The organism is Methanooceanicella nereidis, from assembly GCF_021023085.1.
GTDB lineage: Archaea > Halobacteriota > Methanocellia > Methanocellales > Methanocellaceae > Methanooceanicella > Methanooceanicella nereidis.
The window spans coordinates 105,966-120,698 of the sequence record NZ_PGCK01000005.1; the positions used below are offsets into that span (position 1 = coordinate 105,966).

Sequence of the window (14,733 nt, forward strand, 5' to 3'; positions counted from 1 at the left end):
AAGCCGGATCAATCCGGACCGCATTGATATTCTTTATTTTATCATATGTTCGAATGATACATGTTCAGACGCGTATAATTATAATATATAATCATTAGAATAATATGCTATTTACGGTGGCATAGGAAGCTTTTAATACTTATAATAATATTTGACCATCTCGTATCTTTATGCTGGACATAGCTTTCAATGATAAATTGTTCATACATGCTCTGGTAGGCATATTCGTTATTGTAAATCCATTCGGTAATGTCCCGCTTTTCATATCACTTACCTCTAAATTCACCGCGGCTGAGAGGAAGCACGCCATTATCAAATCAGTGGTGATCGCCACAGCCATACTGCTGGTATTTGCGCTTATAGGAAAGATCGTTTTTGACCTTCTTAACGTCACGTTAAGCTCGCTGAGAGTCGCCGGCGGCCTGCTGCTCCTCGCTATCGCATTCGATATGCTTATGGGGAAAAGCCCGGCCTCCAAGATAGACGAGTCCGAGGAAAGAGAAAGCGTGGCCGTTACGCCTATGGCGACACCGCTCATAGCCGGCCCGGGTGCGATGAGCACCGTGATGATACTGATGAACGAGGCAGCCACCCCGGTGCTAAAAGGCTCGATAATAGCCGCCATATTGATCGCCATGGGAGCCGCGTTCATAATCCTGATAAACTCGGAACTTGTGTTTAATATCATCAAAAAGGATGGCTCGCGGGTACTGACCAAGATCATGGGCATAGTGCTGGCGACGATCGCCATAGAGATGATGGTGAACGGGCTGATAATAGCCTTCCCGGTGCTTACGGGCATAAGCGTTTAGACCCTGATATTTAATTTTTTACATATTTATATAAATAAACTTTATTTCCCTTGTATAAAATTTATCAGGATGCCGTACGGCAATAATTAAATATAATACTAGAAAAATAAGGTTAGACGTTTAAAAGTGATGACAGATAAATATCATATAATAATTTTATAACAAAACAGGACATATTATAATTATAACCAACGTAATATCAAGCAAGAACTAAAGAAGTCCTTATCAGAAAATAAAATATAGAGTATATAAGATAGGAAAAGATAGAAGACCACTGGAAAAATAATTAAAAGTATGAAATGATCATGATGATAAACCCGGTCCATAAAGGTATTATCCGGCAGCTTCGGGCTGATCGACAATCGCTGAAGATTTGACGCTCAAGATATCTGAAGAACAAAAGATCAAATGGCAGTGCTTTTAAAAGGATCCCTGGTGCGCTGCTGGTGGCATAAAGATGACTAACATTGCTATAGTTGATGATGAGCCAGATTTACAAAGACTATATAAATTAGCCCTGACATCCAAAGGATATAATATAGTGTATATAGCAAATGACGGTGTCGATGCTATCGAAAAGAACAATAATTCGAACGTGAAACCGGATGTCATAATAATGGACCACAGGATGCCCACAAAGAACGGTGTCGAGACCACGAAGGATATACTGACAAACAATCCCGGGATCAAGATCATTTTCGTCTCCGCGGACGAGGCAGTGGAAAAAGAAGCAAAGGATGCCGGAGCGATCCGTTTTCTAAAGAAGCCGATATCCCTTAGAGACCTTTTAAAAAATATAGACGAAGTTGCCGCGAACAGCAACTAGATCATCTTATCAGGCCGCCGGAAGAGGCGGAAGTGACATTTTTCACGTACCTTGACAGGTAGCCCCTGAGCTGTTTCCTCTTTGGCACGAAAGACCTCTTTCTTGCCTCGATCTCATCAGCGTCCAGCTTTACTTCGATTTTTTTGCCGGGGATGTCTATCTCTATTATGTCCCCTTCCTTCAACAACCCTATCATGCCGCCGTCAACGGCTTCAGGGCTGACATGCCCTATGCACGGCCCTCTTGTGCCCCCGGAGAACCTTCCGTCCGTTATCAACGCGACCGAATCGCTAAGGCCAAGGCCTGCGATCGCCGAAGTCGGGCTTAGCATTTCCGGCATTCCAGGGCCTCCGCGGGGGCCGACATACCGTATCACGACAACATCCCCTGCCTTGATCTCCCCTCCGAGTATCGCCTTAATGGCGTCCTCTTCCGAGTCGAACACCCTGGCCTTTCCGGTGAACCTTAACATGTTCTCGTTCACGGCGCCGCTTTTTACGACAGCGCCCTCTAACGCGAGGTTACCGTATAGTACGGTTATGCCGCCGGTGGCGTGGACCGGAGAGTCCATGCTTCTGATCACCTGTTCATCATTGATCCTCGCCTCTTTTGCTATGGCCATTAACGACTTGCCGCTCACGGTGGGAGTGTCCTTAAGAAGGGGTGATATCCGCTTGATGACCGCTGGTATGCCGCCCGCCTCATCGAGATCTTTCATCGTGTAGGGGCCTCCCGGGCTCATATGGCATATATGCGGCGTCTCGCTGCTGATCCGGTCAAAATCATTTAGCTCCAGAGGGATGTCCCCTTCGGCGGCGATGGCGGTCAGGTGCAGAACCGTGTTCGTCGACCCGCCTATGGCCATGTCCACGCGAATGGCGTTCTCGAACGATCCTTTTGAGACGATGTCAAGAGGCTTTATATCTTTCATGGCGAGCTCGACTGCACGCCTGCCGCTCTCGTATGCGATGCGGTACTTGGAGCCGCTTACCGCGTGGGATGTGGCGCATCCCGGAAGCGACAGCCCGAGCGCCTCTGTCAGGCATGCCATCGTATTGGCAGTATAAAGACCCTGGCAGCTTCCGCACCCCGGACAGCACGCGTCCTCTATAAGCTTTAGCTCCTCTTCGGTCATCTTCCCGGCCTGCACGTTGCCTATGCCTTCGAATGACGATATCAGTGTCAGGTCTTTTCCATTCAGCCTTCCGGGAAGCATGGGACCGCCGGTGACCGCGATACAGGGTATGTTGAGCCTTAACGCGGCCATGAGCATTCCCGGGACGATCTTATCGCAGGAGCCGAGCATTACGATACCGTCAAACCTGTGAGCCTCCACCATAAGCTCTATGGAGTCCGCGACTATTTCACGTGACGGGAGCGAGTACTTCATGCCTTCATGGCCCATGGCGATGCCGTCGCATATCCCTATGGTACCGAACTCGAAAGGCACTCCCCCGGCCTCCCTTATGCCCTGCCTGACCTTCTCCGCAAGCTCGTTCAGGTGCTTATGCCCGGGAACGATGTCGTTCCACGCGTTGGCTATGCCTATGAACGGCTTATCCATATCGGAGTCAGTGACCCCGACGGATTTAAGGAGCGCCCTGTGAGGCGTCCTTGTCATACCTTTTTTCACTGTGTCGCTTCGCATCGTAATACACCGAAGATAAAATGAATGTTATAGATTTGCTTATTTACTACATCTTTTAAATGTATTCCCGTACATATTCGGTATTTCATATATAGCATTTTATAGGTAATCATGACTGATTACAGGTCATAATTATTATTATGATATTTATTAAATATTTTTATAAAACATAGGATAGGTAGGAAAACGATATATTCTATTAATTTCAATAAGTAAGCATTAATCTGTAAAACGGCGGGAGAGCATGGAAAGACCTTTTACGAACACTAACCCCAACATTGTCTTACGTCGCATGTATATATACAAAGAGGAAGAGGACGAGGACGAAAAAAAGTATTATGTCATGGCTGAGCAGGACAATGGCCGGAGACGATTCGTCACAAAGTTCAGGCTCAGGGATGACGCCGTGAGATATCTCAGGGACTACGCCAAGCGAGAGAACTGGAAAGTCCACGGGGAAGAGATCTTCAGGCCGATGGGCGGCAAAAGATAAAACTTTCGACTATTTTTCATAAAATGGATATTACCATAAATAGTAATTTTTATAGATAACCAGTAACGGGCAATGGTATCAAAAACTTATTAAGGTATTAGCTTATAACACTTGTAATTAAGCTATTCCAGATAGTTAACGTAAAATGAAAAAGGTAATGATATTCGATGTCGGAATCACTGGTTGACGCCTATAGCAGAAAGATCTCAAGTTTACGAATTTCCATTACGAACAGATGTAACCTTAAATGCCTGTATTGCCACAATGAGGGCGAGCAGGACAGCGGTAACGAGATCACCGTCGAAGAGATCGCACGGCTGGCGCGGATCACGTCAAAGTACGGCGTCGATAAAATAAAATTTTCCGGCGGAGAGCCCCTTGTTAGAAAAGATTTCGAGGATATACTCAGAGCCTTGCCGCCCATGAGAGACGTATCGGTGACCACGAACGGCACGCTGCTGGCCAAAAGGGCAAAAGGCCTGAAGGAAAGCGGCCTCAACCGTGTGAACGTCAGCCTGGATACGCTAAGCAAGGATCGTTTTGGCTTTATCACCAGATGCGACAATAGCCACTTCGACAGGGTCCTCGACGGCATCAGCGCGGCCATAGATGCCGGCCTGACGCCCGTTAAGATCAATATGGTCTATCTTAAGGATATCAACGAGAACGAGATGGAAGATATGATCGATTTCGTAAGGAATAAGCCTCTTGTTCTCCAGGTCATCGAACTGATGAACTTCCAGGGCGTCTTCAAGTACCATGCCGATGTTTCGGCCTTTGAAAGATCTCTGAAGGAAAGGGCCGATAAGATGGTCTGCCGCGAAATGCACCGCCGTACAAAATATTACCTCGACGGGGCTGAAGTGGAAGTCGTAAGGCCTATTGACAATTCCGAGTTCTGCATGAACTGCAACCGCTTGAGAGTGACCTCAGACTTTAAATTAAAGCCGTGCTTGCTCCGTAATGATAATCTTGTCGATGTCCGCGGCCTGAGCGACGAAGAGCTTGAGGAAAGATTAAAGTACGCGGTGAGCATACGCGAGCCGTTCTTTAAGCTATAAGGGCTTTAACCCTTACGCCAGCACCATTCCCGCCATACAAGGTAAAAGACATACTTCTTTTTCACCACAAAGGTTACCAAGGACCACCAGTTTCCACCACAAAGCGCTCTAAGGGCTCGAGGGTTCACAAAGGACTTTTTTAGAAGAATTAGCATATACTTAAAAAAGTCTTTTGTGTACCTTATTCGCCGTTGTGCGCTCCCATGAATAACTTTTTGATGGTCTCTGTAAAGACTTGCATGTAACATCTATTACGGGATCGATGTTCTGCAGTTGTGCCTGTCGGATGGCAGGTAGGCACGTAACCTCACAGAAACACAGAACCACAAATTTTTTTTAGAATTTAAGGTCACGAAAACCCTAAGGTTCGCTCACCAAATCACCAAGGCTCTAGTATCACCGTCAACGCACTAAAGTCTCAAATGCACGGCTCAACGCACTAACCTCTCCAAGTCACCAACGCTAAAACAAGACCCGAACATTCTCCAAACCACAAAAGTTCAATATCCCGGTCTGTGTTCCCCTTGACCTATAGCAGGGATATTTGTCGTGTAAGCGTCAACCGTGCAGTTAAAATTTAGTGTTTTTGGAGAATGTTCGGGTCTTGTTTTAGCGTTGGTGACTTGGAGAGGTTAGTGCGTTGAGCCGAGCGTTTGGGCTGTTTGTGCGTTGACGGTGATACTGGAGCCCTTTGTGGTTTGGTGAGTAAATTCTTAGTGCTTTTTGTGCACTTAAAAAATCATATAAAAAATTTTTTGTGTTTCCGTGTTTTTGTGAGGTTACGTGTCTGCCTGCCATCCGACAGGTACAACCATAAAAACTTCATCTCAAAGACCAGTAAGTATGACACGTTCGTTCATTCTTAAAACCTGAGCAAAACACCGCTTATCAAAGATTTCGTGGTGAAAAATAGTGGTCCTTCGTGTCCTTTGTGGTTAGCTTGCATGATTTTTTATCGTACGTGTAAAGCTTATCTAAAAATGAGACTCCAAGCATCACCGCAACACTCTATATAAGTCAGGTGGATATCTTAATCTGTAGATTTTATGATGCTCAACGAGTTGATCTCAGTACTTGAAAATATCGCGCCCCCGGATATGGCGGAGGACTTTGACGCCGGGAAGATAGGGCTTATAATAAAAGGTACGGACACGGTAAATAAAGTCGCGACAGCTCTCGACCCCACTACAGATGTCATAAAAAAGGCGATAGAAATGGACGCGCAAATGCTGATCACTCATCACACGCTCATATGGAGCCCGGTGAATAAGATCAGCGTCGGGCTTGGAAACCAGTTAAGGCTCCTGCTCGATAACGATATGTCGCTGTACTCGATGCACACTAATTATGACAGGGCAGAAGGCGGAGTGAACGATGTTCTTTCAGGCATGCTGGGGCTTAAAAGCGTTCAGGGGGCAGAGATGGGCAGGATCGGCATCGTGGACGAAATACCGCTAAGGGAATTCGCAAAACATGTCTCTGAAAAGCTCGGTTCGCCGGTGGAGTATACGGGAAATGGCAAAAAGAGGATAAAGAAAGTGCTGGTCATCGGAGGCAGCGGGTTCAAGGAAGGGCTGGGCATCGCCAAAAAGCTGAATGCTGACGCGATCGTATCGTCGGAGCTAAAGCATGACATTATCAGGGATAGCGATAATGTTGCGCTGATAAGCGCGCCCCATTATCATACCGAGGCACCGGCCATGAAAGCTCTGGCAGAGCGACTTTCGACGTTCGTGCCTTCGGTTTTCATCGATGACCCTCCCGGCATCGAGGTGATCAGCTGCGGTGACAGAGATATTTGAAGAGATCAGAGATGCGGGCTCCCTTACCGATGAGCTTGCCGAAAGGGTAGAGAAAGAGTATGGGGCCAGAGGCAAAAAGGCTATCGAAGCCTTCCGCTCGGGCAAGATTAAAAGGTACAGGGACTTTTTTGTCGTCGAAGGCAAGAAGGGAGAGTATATAGTCGAAGGGGATTTTTGCTCCTGCGACGATTATCTCGGCAGGCTCTCTAAAAAAGGCGGGATATGCTATCACTCAATAGCGACGCGAATAGCCGACGCCACAGGCCGGTATGAAAAGGTCGATGAATGGTATACGGATAAGTTACGCGGAAGGACGTATTTTAAAATAAAGAAGTGAGCATGGGAACGCTCACGTGAACTCTTTGAACATCGGCATGCCGTTGCTGCCCGTAGGAACATAGATCACAGATTTATTGTTCAGGCTGTTTATCCAGTACCAGTACAGGTATTTTTCGTCTATGCTGTCCCTTATTATCGTATTCGAGTCGGCGATACCCTGGGCTTCGACCACTTTTCTCTTCGCCTCGAGCTCTTCGGCCTGAAGGACGAAGCTCATCCTTCCCACGTTCTGTTCTGCGGTTATCTTTGCCTCTATGGAGTTCTGGACGCTTGGAGGCAGTTTCACGTTACGCAGCAATACCTGCTCGACTATGATACCCCTGGCGTTCAGTTTCATATTCAGCTCATCATATATCTCGCCGCTTATCCTGTTGCGCTCCGCCGAATAGATGTCTTTGGCCTCATACCTGGCTATAACTTCTCTTATTACGCTCCTTATCTGCGGCCTGACTATGACGTCGGCATAATCCGTTCCGACGCTCTTATAGACCTGGTCTGCCTTTTCCGGGTCCAGGCGGTATAGCACCGTCAGGTCAAGATCAACTGACAGGCCCTCTTTTGTCAGCGTGTTGACCGTATCGGAGCGTGTTTTCGTGCCCTCCTCTTCCAGAATGCTCATCGTATAGGCCTGCGTCTTTATCGACATTATCTTAACATCAGCGAACGGGTTTTTAAAATGGAACCCGGCGTAGAGCTCATTTGCGTCCACGTTACCGAAAAGGTCATGGACCCCTACGCTGCCTGCCGGCACCACGACTACGGGCGACAGCAGGCCCGTGACAAGGCTTACGACGATCAATAAAATGACAGCTATCAAAACAGCTGCAGAAGCGATCCCCACAGTATTTTTCAAATTTATACCTCTAAGGATAATATGAGTAAACGCTTGATAAATAATTTAAGTATATAGAGAATCATTGAAAATTTACCGGATAACCGACAAAAGCAGCGTGGAGTATTCGTCCCGTAGTTCAGGGTAAGGGATTATTTCTATAGATCCGGCCTTGCATACTTTTTCACACACACCGCAACCCTTACACCTGTCAGCATTTATGACAGGGCCGTCTCCGTCCGCCTTTATTGCTTTGAACGGGCACATGGCCTCACAAATCTTACATCCTGCACATTTTTCCGGGCTGGCGACATTTGCCGCTCCCAAACCGACGATGTCATCTATATAAGCCCGGGACATGTTTTCTGTCCTGTAAGGAATGCAACAGCATGAGCAGCAAGAACAAAGTTCCAGCGTACGTCCGGTATCGACACCGGGCTGGCGAAGTTCAGCGCTTGACCATATGACCATGCTTACCAGGCCTTCCTCTTTCGCCAGGTTTAAGCGGCTCAGCGCATCCTCTTTACATATCTCCTTTGCGCTGCCGTTCTTAACGATGTCTTTTGACCCCGGGCCCAGGTAAATGCAGCTTAGCTCCTTCGAATGTTTTTTGCATTCCCTGCGATCACGGCATGCGCAAACGCGGGCAAGAGACATGCAGGAGCTTTGCTCGATGAGCATCTTTGCCATATCGAACGGTAAAACGACAGGATACTTTCGAAAGTCAATATTTACCGGGATAACGACCATTGAGGATCACCATTATAAAATAAATTTTATCCTATATGTCCAGCCTCTTTTCGACCTCTTTCGGGTCATATTTCAGAGAGACCAGCCTGCTCTGCCCCCGGGTGCCCTTTCCGGTGGTATCGACGTTGACGAGCTTTAATCCCTCAAGCCTGTTCACCATCTCATAGAAAGAGGTGTAGCCGAGGCCGGTGTTCCCTTTAAAGCATTCGAAAAGCTCACCGGACATCATTTCATATTTTCCCGAATCGATAATGCACTTCAAAAGGACCTTTTCTTCCTTTTTCAGGTTCCTGACGGTGTAATTCAGGTGTATGTACCTGGAGCCTTCGTACGCTTTTTCGACGTCCTCCCGCGATACGATCTTGCTTGCACGGCGCTCCGCGTTAAGGCCGGCCCGCTTCAGGACGTTTATGCCCACCCGGAGGTCGCCTGTCTCTTCGGTATACTGCGTGACAAGCTCGAGTAGCTCATCTGAGACCACGTTCGGGTAGAACCCGTACTTGACACGGTGGCTCAGGATGTCACGTATCTCGGACCTTGAGTATTTGGGGAATGACACCTCTTCGGGCAAAAGCACAGACTGTACCTGCGGGTCAAGGTCGCGCGCCATGTCCAGGGTAAGGTCGCTCAGTATGGCGATCACGCCCACTTTCGTGCCGGGGACCACCTCGTGCATCCTGAGCAGGGAGTACAGGACATCGTTGACCTCCTTGCTCATCATAAGGTAGTTCACGTCGTCAAGCGCGACGATGAGCACCTTTTTCTTTTCGACAAGGTGCTTGGCGATCTGCGAGAACAGTTTTTTGAAGGATATGCCCGAGGACGGGGGAGGATATCCAAAAAGCTTCTTGAATATCTGAGAGAATATGGCGTAGCGCGTCGAATCGACCTGGCAGTTAATGTAGACGGGGATCACTTTCTGGGTCGTGTTTTCCAGTTCCTTGAAGACTTTCAGGACTACCGAGGTCTTACCCGTTCCCGGCGAGCCTCTGCAGTAGACGTTAAGGGGTGTCGCGCCCCTCAGTGCAGGCGCTACGCTGAACATGACGGAGCGCATCTGAGAGTCCCTGTGCAGCAGGTTCTCAGGCAGGTAATCGAGCTCAAAGTATTGCTCGTCCCTGAAAATCGTTTGATCCCATAATAGCAGGTCTTTATTCATAGGTCGCATCGTCCCCGATAGATTTACATGATACTTTCAGTACACTCATAAAATATACTTTCTTATTTAATACACTATTCAAAATGCATGGTGAAAGTATTATTTCACCATCGATAAGAACTGCTCAAGATATTCAATCCCCGAAGGATTGACGCCGGCGTCACTGCATGGCGAAGAGCAGCCGCCTTCATGCTCCAGCGGGAATACTTTCAAAACATTTTTATCGCATGATACCTCGCACCGGCCGCAGCCCTTGCATCTGCTTCCGTCGATCATGGGCCTGCCGTGCATGCTAACATTTATGGCGTGGAACGGGCATGAGCGCTCGCACTTTAAGCACTGTACGCATGATCCGGAGGATATTACTTTCGCGACGCAAAATCCGGATATCCCGTCGATGAAAGCCCTTGAGCCTTCCCGCGTCCTGAACGCAAGACAGCAGCAGGGACAGCATGAGCAAAGCTCTATGGTATGCAGGGGATCTCCGCCCAGGATATCGATCTCCACGCTCGACCAGATGATATTGTTGACCAGCCCCAGCGACCTTGACCTCTCCAGCCGGGATAAAGCCTCATCCTTGCTTATCTCTTTGACACGGCCTTTTAACGTGATGTCCCGGGCACCCTGCCCCAGGAACATGCAGCCAATGTCCGCAGGATATTCCTTGCAGCCATTTCCCTCCCTGCACACGCACGTGTTCGTGGCGCAGATATATGAAGACGCTTCTATCAGTTTTTGCGCCGCATCAAAATGAAGGATCGCATACTTATCCTGTAACGGAAGGTTTACCGGTACAGTAACGGCCTTAAGCCGTTCCTTCGAAACCACCGTCTCGAACAGCCTGCCCAAAACGGGCAGCTTCGATAGCCTTATCCCTAGCGCTGCCGTATGGTACATGATGCCGGCATAAACGCCGAAAGCTTTTTTATCCCGCCGGTCCCCGGATGACATAGCAATCACATGTATTCGCTCATCCGATAAATGCTTCCTGTTTATATATTATGAGCAATAACATAAAATTAGATGGATAAAATAGTTTTCACACCGATAGGCTGTGTCCGCAATATGGCCGGTGAGAACACGCACGCCGAAGACATCAGGAACATGCTGTCAGAGATCATCATTTATCCGAAGTATGAGCGCGGCCTGATGGACATAGAAGTGAATGAGCTGATAACAGTGATATTTTACTTTAGTAAGGTAGAAAATTACAGGTTAAGGCTGCATCCCCGGGGAGATACGTCAAGGCCCATAACTGGTGTCTTTAACACCAGAAGCCAGTTCAGGCCCAACCCGATAGGTATCACTGTGGTAAGATTAAAATCAAGGGAAGGCAATAAGCTCTTTGTCGAAGGGCTGGACGCGCTGGACGGTACTCCTGTGCTTGATATAAAGCCCCATGTGCTTACATTCGACGAAGGGTTGGAAACAGATGATCCTCGGAAAGACAGAATTATCAAAGTTATTGAGCGATAAGCTTGTAGAATGTTCGATAGATGAAAGCTCGCAGCTCCAGGTGAACGGCTATGAGCTGACCGTGAGCAGGATCGAGGCTTTCGAAGGGCCCGGACGCATCGGGTTCGATAATTCGGAAAGAGTGCTGCCGTCATACAGGGCTATTGAATGGGATGACGGATGGGCGTTCCTGAAAAAAGGATGCTATAAGATCACTTTTAACGAGATAGTCTCAATACCTAAGGACATGTGCGCAATAGCCCTCCCGCGTTCCAGCCTTTTAAGGTCCGGGGCCAGTATCCATACGGCCGTATGGGACGCGGGATACAAAGGCAGGAGCGAGGCCATGCTGGTAGTGTACAACGACGACGGGTTTTATCTGAAAAAGGATGCGCGTGTCATACAGCTTCTGTTCATGAGGCTGGGCTCCGCCCAGGAAGGCTACAGCGGCCGATACATGAACGAGAACATTTCTGGCTAGAACTGCCCGCGGATGCTCCGGAGCCGATCTATCAGCTCACCGGCATGGAATTTGTCTTCCATGCCCTCCACCGGTCTTATATGCCGCACTATCCCGTTCATATCGACCAGGAATAGCGTGATGAACGCTGTATCCGTATTTTTATCATATACACCGTAATCCTGAATTATCCGGCCGGCCTCATCGCTGATAAGGCGAAAAGGCAGGTCCAGCTCTCCTGCCATCTGTTTTGCGTCACCGGGGCTATCCGTGCTGATAGCCACTATTTCGCATCCCTGTCCTTTGATGTCATCGTAGTTATCCCTGAGCTCCTTGAGCTCGTCCCTGCATGTGGAGCAGGAAACGGTGCGATAAAAAAATATGAGGAGATTATTTTTACCGGTATGCCCGGACAGGTCAAATCGATCACCGTCAATGTCGATCGCATTTATCGCCGGTGCTTTATCGCCTGACCTCACCTTACCCCTGATCATCCTGTACATATAATTATAAGGAGGTCATGACAGGAAAATAAAAAGTATCCCGGAAAAAATCATTTTCTGACACAAAAAATTTAAAATTTGATATTCGGTCAGACCGTTCAAATGCGCCGGTTCTCGTGCCACACATGATCGCTGCTGAGGATATCCAGCACGACGGCATAAACGCCTACCAGCGAGTATGCATAGATCACCCAGGGCCTTACAAGGATCGATAATATCGTGTCCAGTATGCTGCCCCGGCCCTCCTTATACTCGTTCATGGACTCTGACGCGAACAGCACAGCCAGGGGAGCGCAGCAAATGAACAATATCAGGGGCGTTATCACGTTCATATACATCATGAAGCCCATGAAGCCTATCAGGATGACGCTAAACAGAAGCCCGCCGGTACCCAGCGAATATAGCAATATGGTCTCTATGCTCTTCCGGCTCATCCGGGTATCCGCAGAGTAGATCCTCATGTACTTTTTCAGCACGCCCATGCTCCCTCTCGTCCACCTGACGCGCTGATGCCACCAGTCGCGGAAATTGATCGCGGACTGCTCGTAGCTCCTAATAGAATAATCTATTTTCATCGGGTAATTCCCGTAGATAAGCTTCATGCCGAGGTCACAGTCCTCGGTAAGGCTAGATTCGTCAAACCCGCCTATCCTGACGAGAGCGCCCTTCCTTATGAACACGTTGGAGCCGTATATTAGATGCGTGCCCGTGATGAGCTCTGATAAAAACCTTGAAAAATTATTGATGACAGTGTATTCGTTGCCTACAAGGGTGGTAAAAAAGTTATAGTCCATGTTCCTGACCATCACCTTTCCGCCGATGCAGGCCAGTTCCGGGCTTGATACGAAATGCGCGCACGCCCGTATGAGCGCGTCCTTTTCCACGACATGGTCGGCATCATAGATACCGATGATCTCTCCCGATGCCATCTCTATACAGTTGTTTATGGAGCCGGCCTTTGAGCCGCTGTGCTCGCCGTCGTTAGGAACGGCCTTTACGTTGCAGTACTTTTCCGCGAGCCTTTTCGCTATCGCAGGAGTGGAGTCGCGGCATCTGGGGGCGACCTCATGAGCTATGATGACCTCTAAAAGGTCCTGCGGGTATCGTGACCCGATAAGGCTTTCCACACATTGCTCTAAAGTACTTTCTTCGTTAAGGGCCGGGATGATTATAGTGATAGGCAAGATACGGCTCTCCGGGACTGACGGTGTCTCGGTGGCTCTTCCCTGCCTGATAAAAACGTATGTGAATGCGGCTGTTATCAAGATGATCGCCAGCAGCAGTATATACAACGCATATGGCATCCACTGGGCGATCAACACCTGATTCACCCAGGAAGCCACGAATATGGCCGAATATACAAGGCTACCTATAGCCACGCCCATTGCTAAAAGGACGAATATCACACATACGAACACAAACTTGTTTTTCACGCCGTTCGACCTTCTGAATTATAACCTGTTGCTTCTTCGGTATAACCTATGATTTCAAGAACAAATATTTAACTATAGCCAATGTATCTCAGATGGCTTGCCGCAGGAAAATCATTCCGGGCCCGCATATCGCATAATACACTCATTAAATTAATATACAAGTATTTTAAGCATAGAGTACAGTAAATATATCGTACAAACGGGAAATAAATTTCCCCGGCAATAATGAGGGAAAAAATGAAGGAGATCGCCGAAGTAAACGCCGTAGGGCAGGAAGAGCGCGTAATGAACGTCGTTCTGGGTGTGGCGAAGAACATATCCAAAAGCGGCGAAGGAGCGCTTATCGTCATCGCAGAAAGGAGCGATATAGACGGATTATACGAGACGCACTACCCTCAGTTCACCTCATCTTATCCCGTTACGGAACAGGGCATGAACGTCGTCATAGAAAAGCTTGCCACCATAGACGGGGCAGTGATATTGACACCAAAAGGAGAGCTTGTAGCTTTCGGCGCTAGGCTCTTAAGGTCGACGACGCTGCCGGGATTCGGTACAAGGCACGCCGCGGCCTCGGGTATCACCGAAGCGATATTGAATTCGACAGGAGTCCTCATATCGGAGGAATCGAGCTGGATCAAAATATTCCAGGACGGGAGCATTATGCTCGAGATGGACTCTTCGGAGGTAAACCCGAACGTCATGGAAAAAGTGGCGGCTTTCCTTACAAGGAGCGATACGGCGCTGCTCGTTTCCGCCGGGCTGTCCATAGCCCTGCTGCAGATACAGCCCTGGTATATCGTGCTGATAGGCGGCGCATACCTGATAGTGAAATCCGCTTTTGAGACAGTGTCCTCGGTGTTGCGCGGGGCGGATAAGGTCTGACCGATCTATTCGGCCGGTTTTACATGCTTTTAAAGCCATAAGGATCATAATTAGTAGTTTATTTTTCTGGTTCGTCAGCTTCAATACATATTTTCACCACAAGGCGCACAGGGGCGAACAAGGAACACAAATTTTTAGGATATGATAACCTTAGGGATAACCTTAGGGATAACCTTAGGGATAACCTTAGGGATAACCTTAGGGATAACCTTAGGGATAACCTTAGGGATAACCTTAGGAAAAAGTCTTTTGTAAACCCTTGAGCCCTCGTGCCCTTC

16 protein-coding genes are annotated in these 14,733 nt (G+C 48.2%); 9 read left to right on the top strand and 7 right to left on the bottom strand.

Annotated elements, in window-relative coordinates:
• Positions 1 to 170 precede the first annotated feature (170 nt).
• On the top strand, positions 171 to 812 hold the full coding sequence (locus CUJ83_RS07505) for a MarC family protein (RefSeq protein WP_230741671.1): 642 nt from the start codon (positions 171 to 173) through the stop codon (positions 810 to 812).
• Positions 813 to 1,269: 457 nt separating this feature from the next.
• Positions 1,270 to 1,638, top strand: a complete 369-nt coding sequence (locus CUJ83_RS07510; protein WP_230741672.1) for a response regulator — start codon at positions 1,270 to 1,272, stop codon at positions 1,636 to 1,638.
• A 1-nt stretch (position 1,639) separates the two neighbouring features.
• Here the strand turns inward: CUJ83_RS07510 and ilvD are convergent, their stop codons facing one another.
• Complete coding sequence (ilvD, locus tag CUJ83_RS07515; RefSeq protein ID WP_230741673.1) at positions 1,640 to 3,286, bottom strand: dihydroxy-acid dehydratase; 1,647 nt, start codon at positions 3,284 to 3,286, stop codon at positions 1,640 to 1,642.
• Between the two features lie 244 nt (positions 3,287 to 3,530).
• On the opposite strand from ilvD, the gene CUJ83_RS07520 reads away from it, so the two are divergent.
• The 4 genes from CUJ83_RS07520 to CUJ83_RS07535 all read left to right on the top strand — a co-directional run bounded on the left by CUJ83_RS07520 (position 3,531) and on the right by CUJ83_RS07535 (position 6,979).
• Entirely contained in the window at positions 3,531 to 3,779 is a 249-nt protein-coding gene (locus tag CUJ83_RS07520) for a hypothetical protein (RefSeq protein WP_230741674.1), read from the top strand.
• A gap of 167 nt (positions 3,780 to 3,946) precedes the next feature.
• Positions 3,947 to 4,840, top strand: coding sequence for a GTP 3',8-cyclase MoaA (moaA, locus tag CUJ83_RS07525; protein ID WP_230741675.1), 894 nt, complete (start codon positions 3,947 to 3,949; stop codon positions 4,838 to 4,840).
• A gap of 1,046 nt (positions 4,841 to 5,886) precedes the next feature.
• Positions 5,887 to 6,642 (top strand): Nif3-like dinuclear metal center hexameric protein, encoded by a 756-nt coding sequence (locus tag CUJ83_RS07530; RefSeq protein ID WP_230741676.1) that lies wholly within the window; start codon positions 5,887 to 5,889, stop codon positions 6,640 to 6,642.
• The gene (locus tag CUJ83_RS07535) at positions 6,626 to 6,979 is read left to right on the top strand and encodes a hypothetical protein (RefSeq protein ID WP_230741677.1); all 354 of its coding nucleotides are present in this window, start codon (positions 6,626 to 6,628) and stop codon (positions 6,977 to 6,979) included. The genes CUJ83_RS07530 and CUJ83_RS07535 overlap by 17 nt, the downstream gene beginning before the upstream one ends.
• Positions 6,980 to 6,991: 12 nt before the next feature.
• Here CUJ83_RS07535 and CUJ83_RS07540 read toward each other — a convergent pair whose 3' ends face one another.
• The 4 genes from CUJ83_RS07540 to CUJ83_RS07555 all read right to left on the bottom strand — a co-directional run bounded on the left by CUJ83_RS07540 (position 6,992) and on the right by CUJ83_RS07555 (position 10,673).
• Positions 6,992 to 7,834, bottom strand: a complete 843-nt coding sequence (locus CUJ83_RS07540; protein WP_230741678.1) for a prohibitin family protein — start codon at positions 7,832 to 7,834, stop codon at positions 6,992 to 6,994.
• Positions 7,835 to 7,906: 72 nt separating this feature from the next.
• Complete coding sequence (locus CUJ83_RS07545; protein WP_230741679.1) at positions 7,907 to 8,563, bottom strand: 4Fe-4S binding protein; 657 nt, start codon at positions 8,561 to 8,563, stop codon at positions 7,907 to 7,909.
• Between the two features lie 31 nt (positions 8,564 to 8,594).
• Positions 8,595 to 9,722 (bottom strand): ORC1-type DNA replication protein, encoded by a 1,128-nt coding sequence (locus tag CUJ83_RS07550; RefSeq protein ID WP_369423947.1) that lies wholly within the window; start codon positions 9,720 to 9,722, stop codon positions 8,595 to 8,597.
• A gap of 99 nt (positions 9,723 to 9,821) precedes the next feature.
• Complete coding sequence (locus CUJ83_RS07555; protein ID WP_230741681.1) at positions 9,822 to 10,673, bottom strand: 4Fe-4S binding protein; 852 nt, start codon at positions 10,671 to 10,673, stop codon at positions 9,822 to 9,824.
• 72 nt (positions 10,674 to 10,745) lie between these two features.
• Here CUJ83_RS07555 and tsaA point away from each other — a divergent pair, with 72 nt between their 5' ends.
• Entirely contained in the window at positions 10,746 to 11,198 is a 453-nt protein-coding gene (gene tsaA / locus CUJ83_RS07560) for a tRNA (N6-threonylcarbamoyladenosine(37)-N6)-methyltransferase TrmO (RefSeq protein ID WP_230741682.1), read from the top strand.
• Positions 11,155 to 11,658 (top strand): deoxyuridine 5'-triphosphate nucleotidohydrolase, encoded by a 504-nt coding sequence (locus CUJ83_RS07565; protein ID WP_230741683.1) that lies wholly within the window; start codon positions 11,155 to 11,157, stop codon positions 11,656 to 11,658. Before tsaA ends, CUJ83_RS07565 begins: the two co-directional genes overlap by 44 nt.
• Here the strand turns inward: CUJ83_RS07565 and CUJ83_RS07570 are convergent.
• Positions 11,655 to 12,140, bottom strand: a complete 486-nt coding sequence (locus CUJ83_RS07570; RefSeq protein WP_230741684.1) for a peroxiredoxin family protein — start codon at positions 12,138 to 12,140, stop codon at positions 11,655 to 11,657. The genes CUJ83_RS07565 and CUJ83_RS07570 overlap by 4 nt on opposite strands.
• 98 nt (positions 12,141 to 12,238) lie before the next feature.
• The gene (locus tag CUJ83_RS07575) at positions 12,239 to 13,573 is read right to left on the bottom strand and encodes a glycosyltransferase family 2 protein (protein ID WP_230741685.1); all 1,335 of its coding nucleotides are present in this window, start codon (positions 13,571 to 13,573) and stop codon (positions 12,239 to 12,241) included.
• A gap of 237 nt (positions 13,574 to 13,810) precedes the next feature.
• On the opposite strand from CUJ83_RS07575, the gene CUJ83_RS07580 reads away from it, so the two are divergent.
• Complete coding sequence (locus CUJ83_RS07580) at positions 13,811 to 14,455, top strand: DNA integrity scanning protein DisA nucleotide-binding domain protein (protein ID WP_230741686.1); 645 nt, start codon at positions 13,811 to 13,813, stop codon at positions 14,453 to 14,455.
• The last annotated feature ends 278 nt before the right edge of the window (positions 14,456 to 14,733 follow it).

What these genes read in the sequence shown, in the direction of transcription:
- CUJ83_RS07570 (WP_230741684.1), bottom strand. Translation starts at nt 12,140, where the DNA reads ATGTACAGGATGATCAGGGGTAAGGTGAGGTCAGGCGATAAAGCACCG.
- tsaA (WP_230741682.1), top strand. Translation starts at nt 10,746, where the DNA reads ATGGATAAAATAGTTTTCACACCGATAGGCTGTGTCCGCAATATGGCC.
- CUJ83_RS07505 (WP_230741671.1), top strand. Translation starts at nt 171, where the DNA reads ATGCTGGACATAGCTTTCAATGATAAATTGTTCATACATGCTCTGGTA.
- CUJ83_RS07580 (WP_230741686.1), top strand. Translation starts at nt 13,811, where the DNA reads ATGAAGGAGATCGCCGAAGTAAACGCCGTAGGGCAGGAAGAGCGCGTA.
- CUJ83_RS07555 (WP_230741681.1), bottom strand. Translation starts at nt 10,673, where the DNA reads ATGTCATCCGGGGACCGGCGGGATAAAAAAGCTTTCGGCGTTTATGCC.
- CUJ83_RS07550 (WP_369423947.1), bottom strand. Translation starts at nt 9,722, where the DNA reads ATGAATAAAGACCTGCTATTATGGGATCAAACGATTTTCAGGGACGAG.
- CUJ83_RS07510 (WP_230741672.1), top strand. Translation starts at nt 1,270, where the DNA reads ATGACTAACATTGCTATAGTTGATGATGAGCCAGATTTACAAAGACTA.
- CUJ83_RS07545 (WP_230741679.1), bottom strand. Translation starts at nt 8,563, where the DNA reads ATGGTCGTTATCCCGGTAAATATTGACTTTCGAAAGTATCCTGTCGTT.
- moaA (WP_230741675.1), top strand. Translation starts at nt 3,947, where the DNA reads ATGTCGGAATCACTGGTTGACGCCTATAGCAGAAAGATCTCAAGTTTA.
- CUJ83_RS07565 (WP_230741683.1), top strand. Translation starts at nt 11,155, where the DNA reads ATGATCCTCGGAAAGACAGAATTATCAAAGTTATTGAGCGATAAGCTT.
- CUJ83_RS07530 (WP_230741676.1), top strand. Translation starts at nt 5,887, where the DNA reads ATGATGCTCAACGAGTTGATCTCAGTACTTGAAAATATCGCGCCCCCG.
- CUJ83_RS07520 (WP_230741674.1), top strand. Translation starts at nt 3,531, where the DNA reads ATGGAAAGACCTTTTACGAACACTAACCCCAACATTGTCTTACGTCGC.
- ilvD (WP_230741673.1), bottom strand. Translation starts at nt 3,286, where the DNA reads ATGCGAAGCGACACAGTGAAAAAAGGTATGACAAGGACGCCTCACAGG.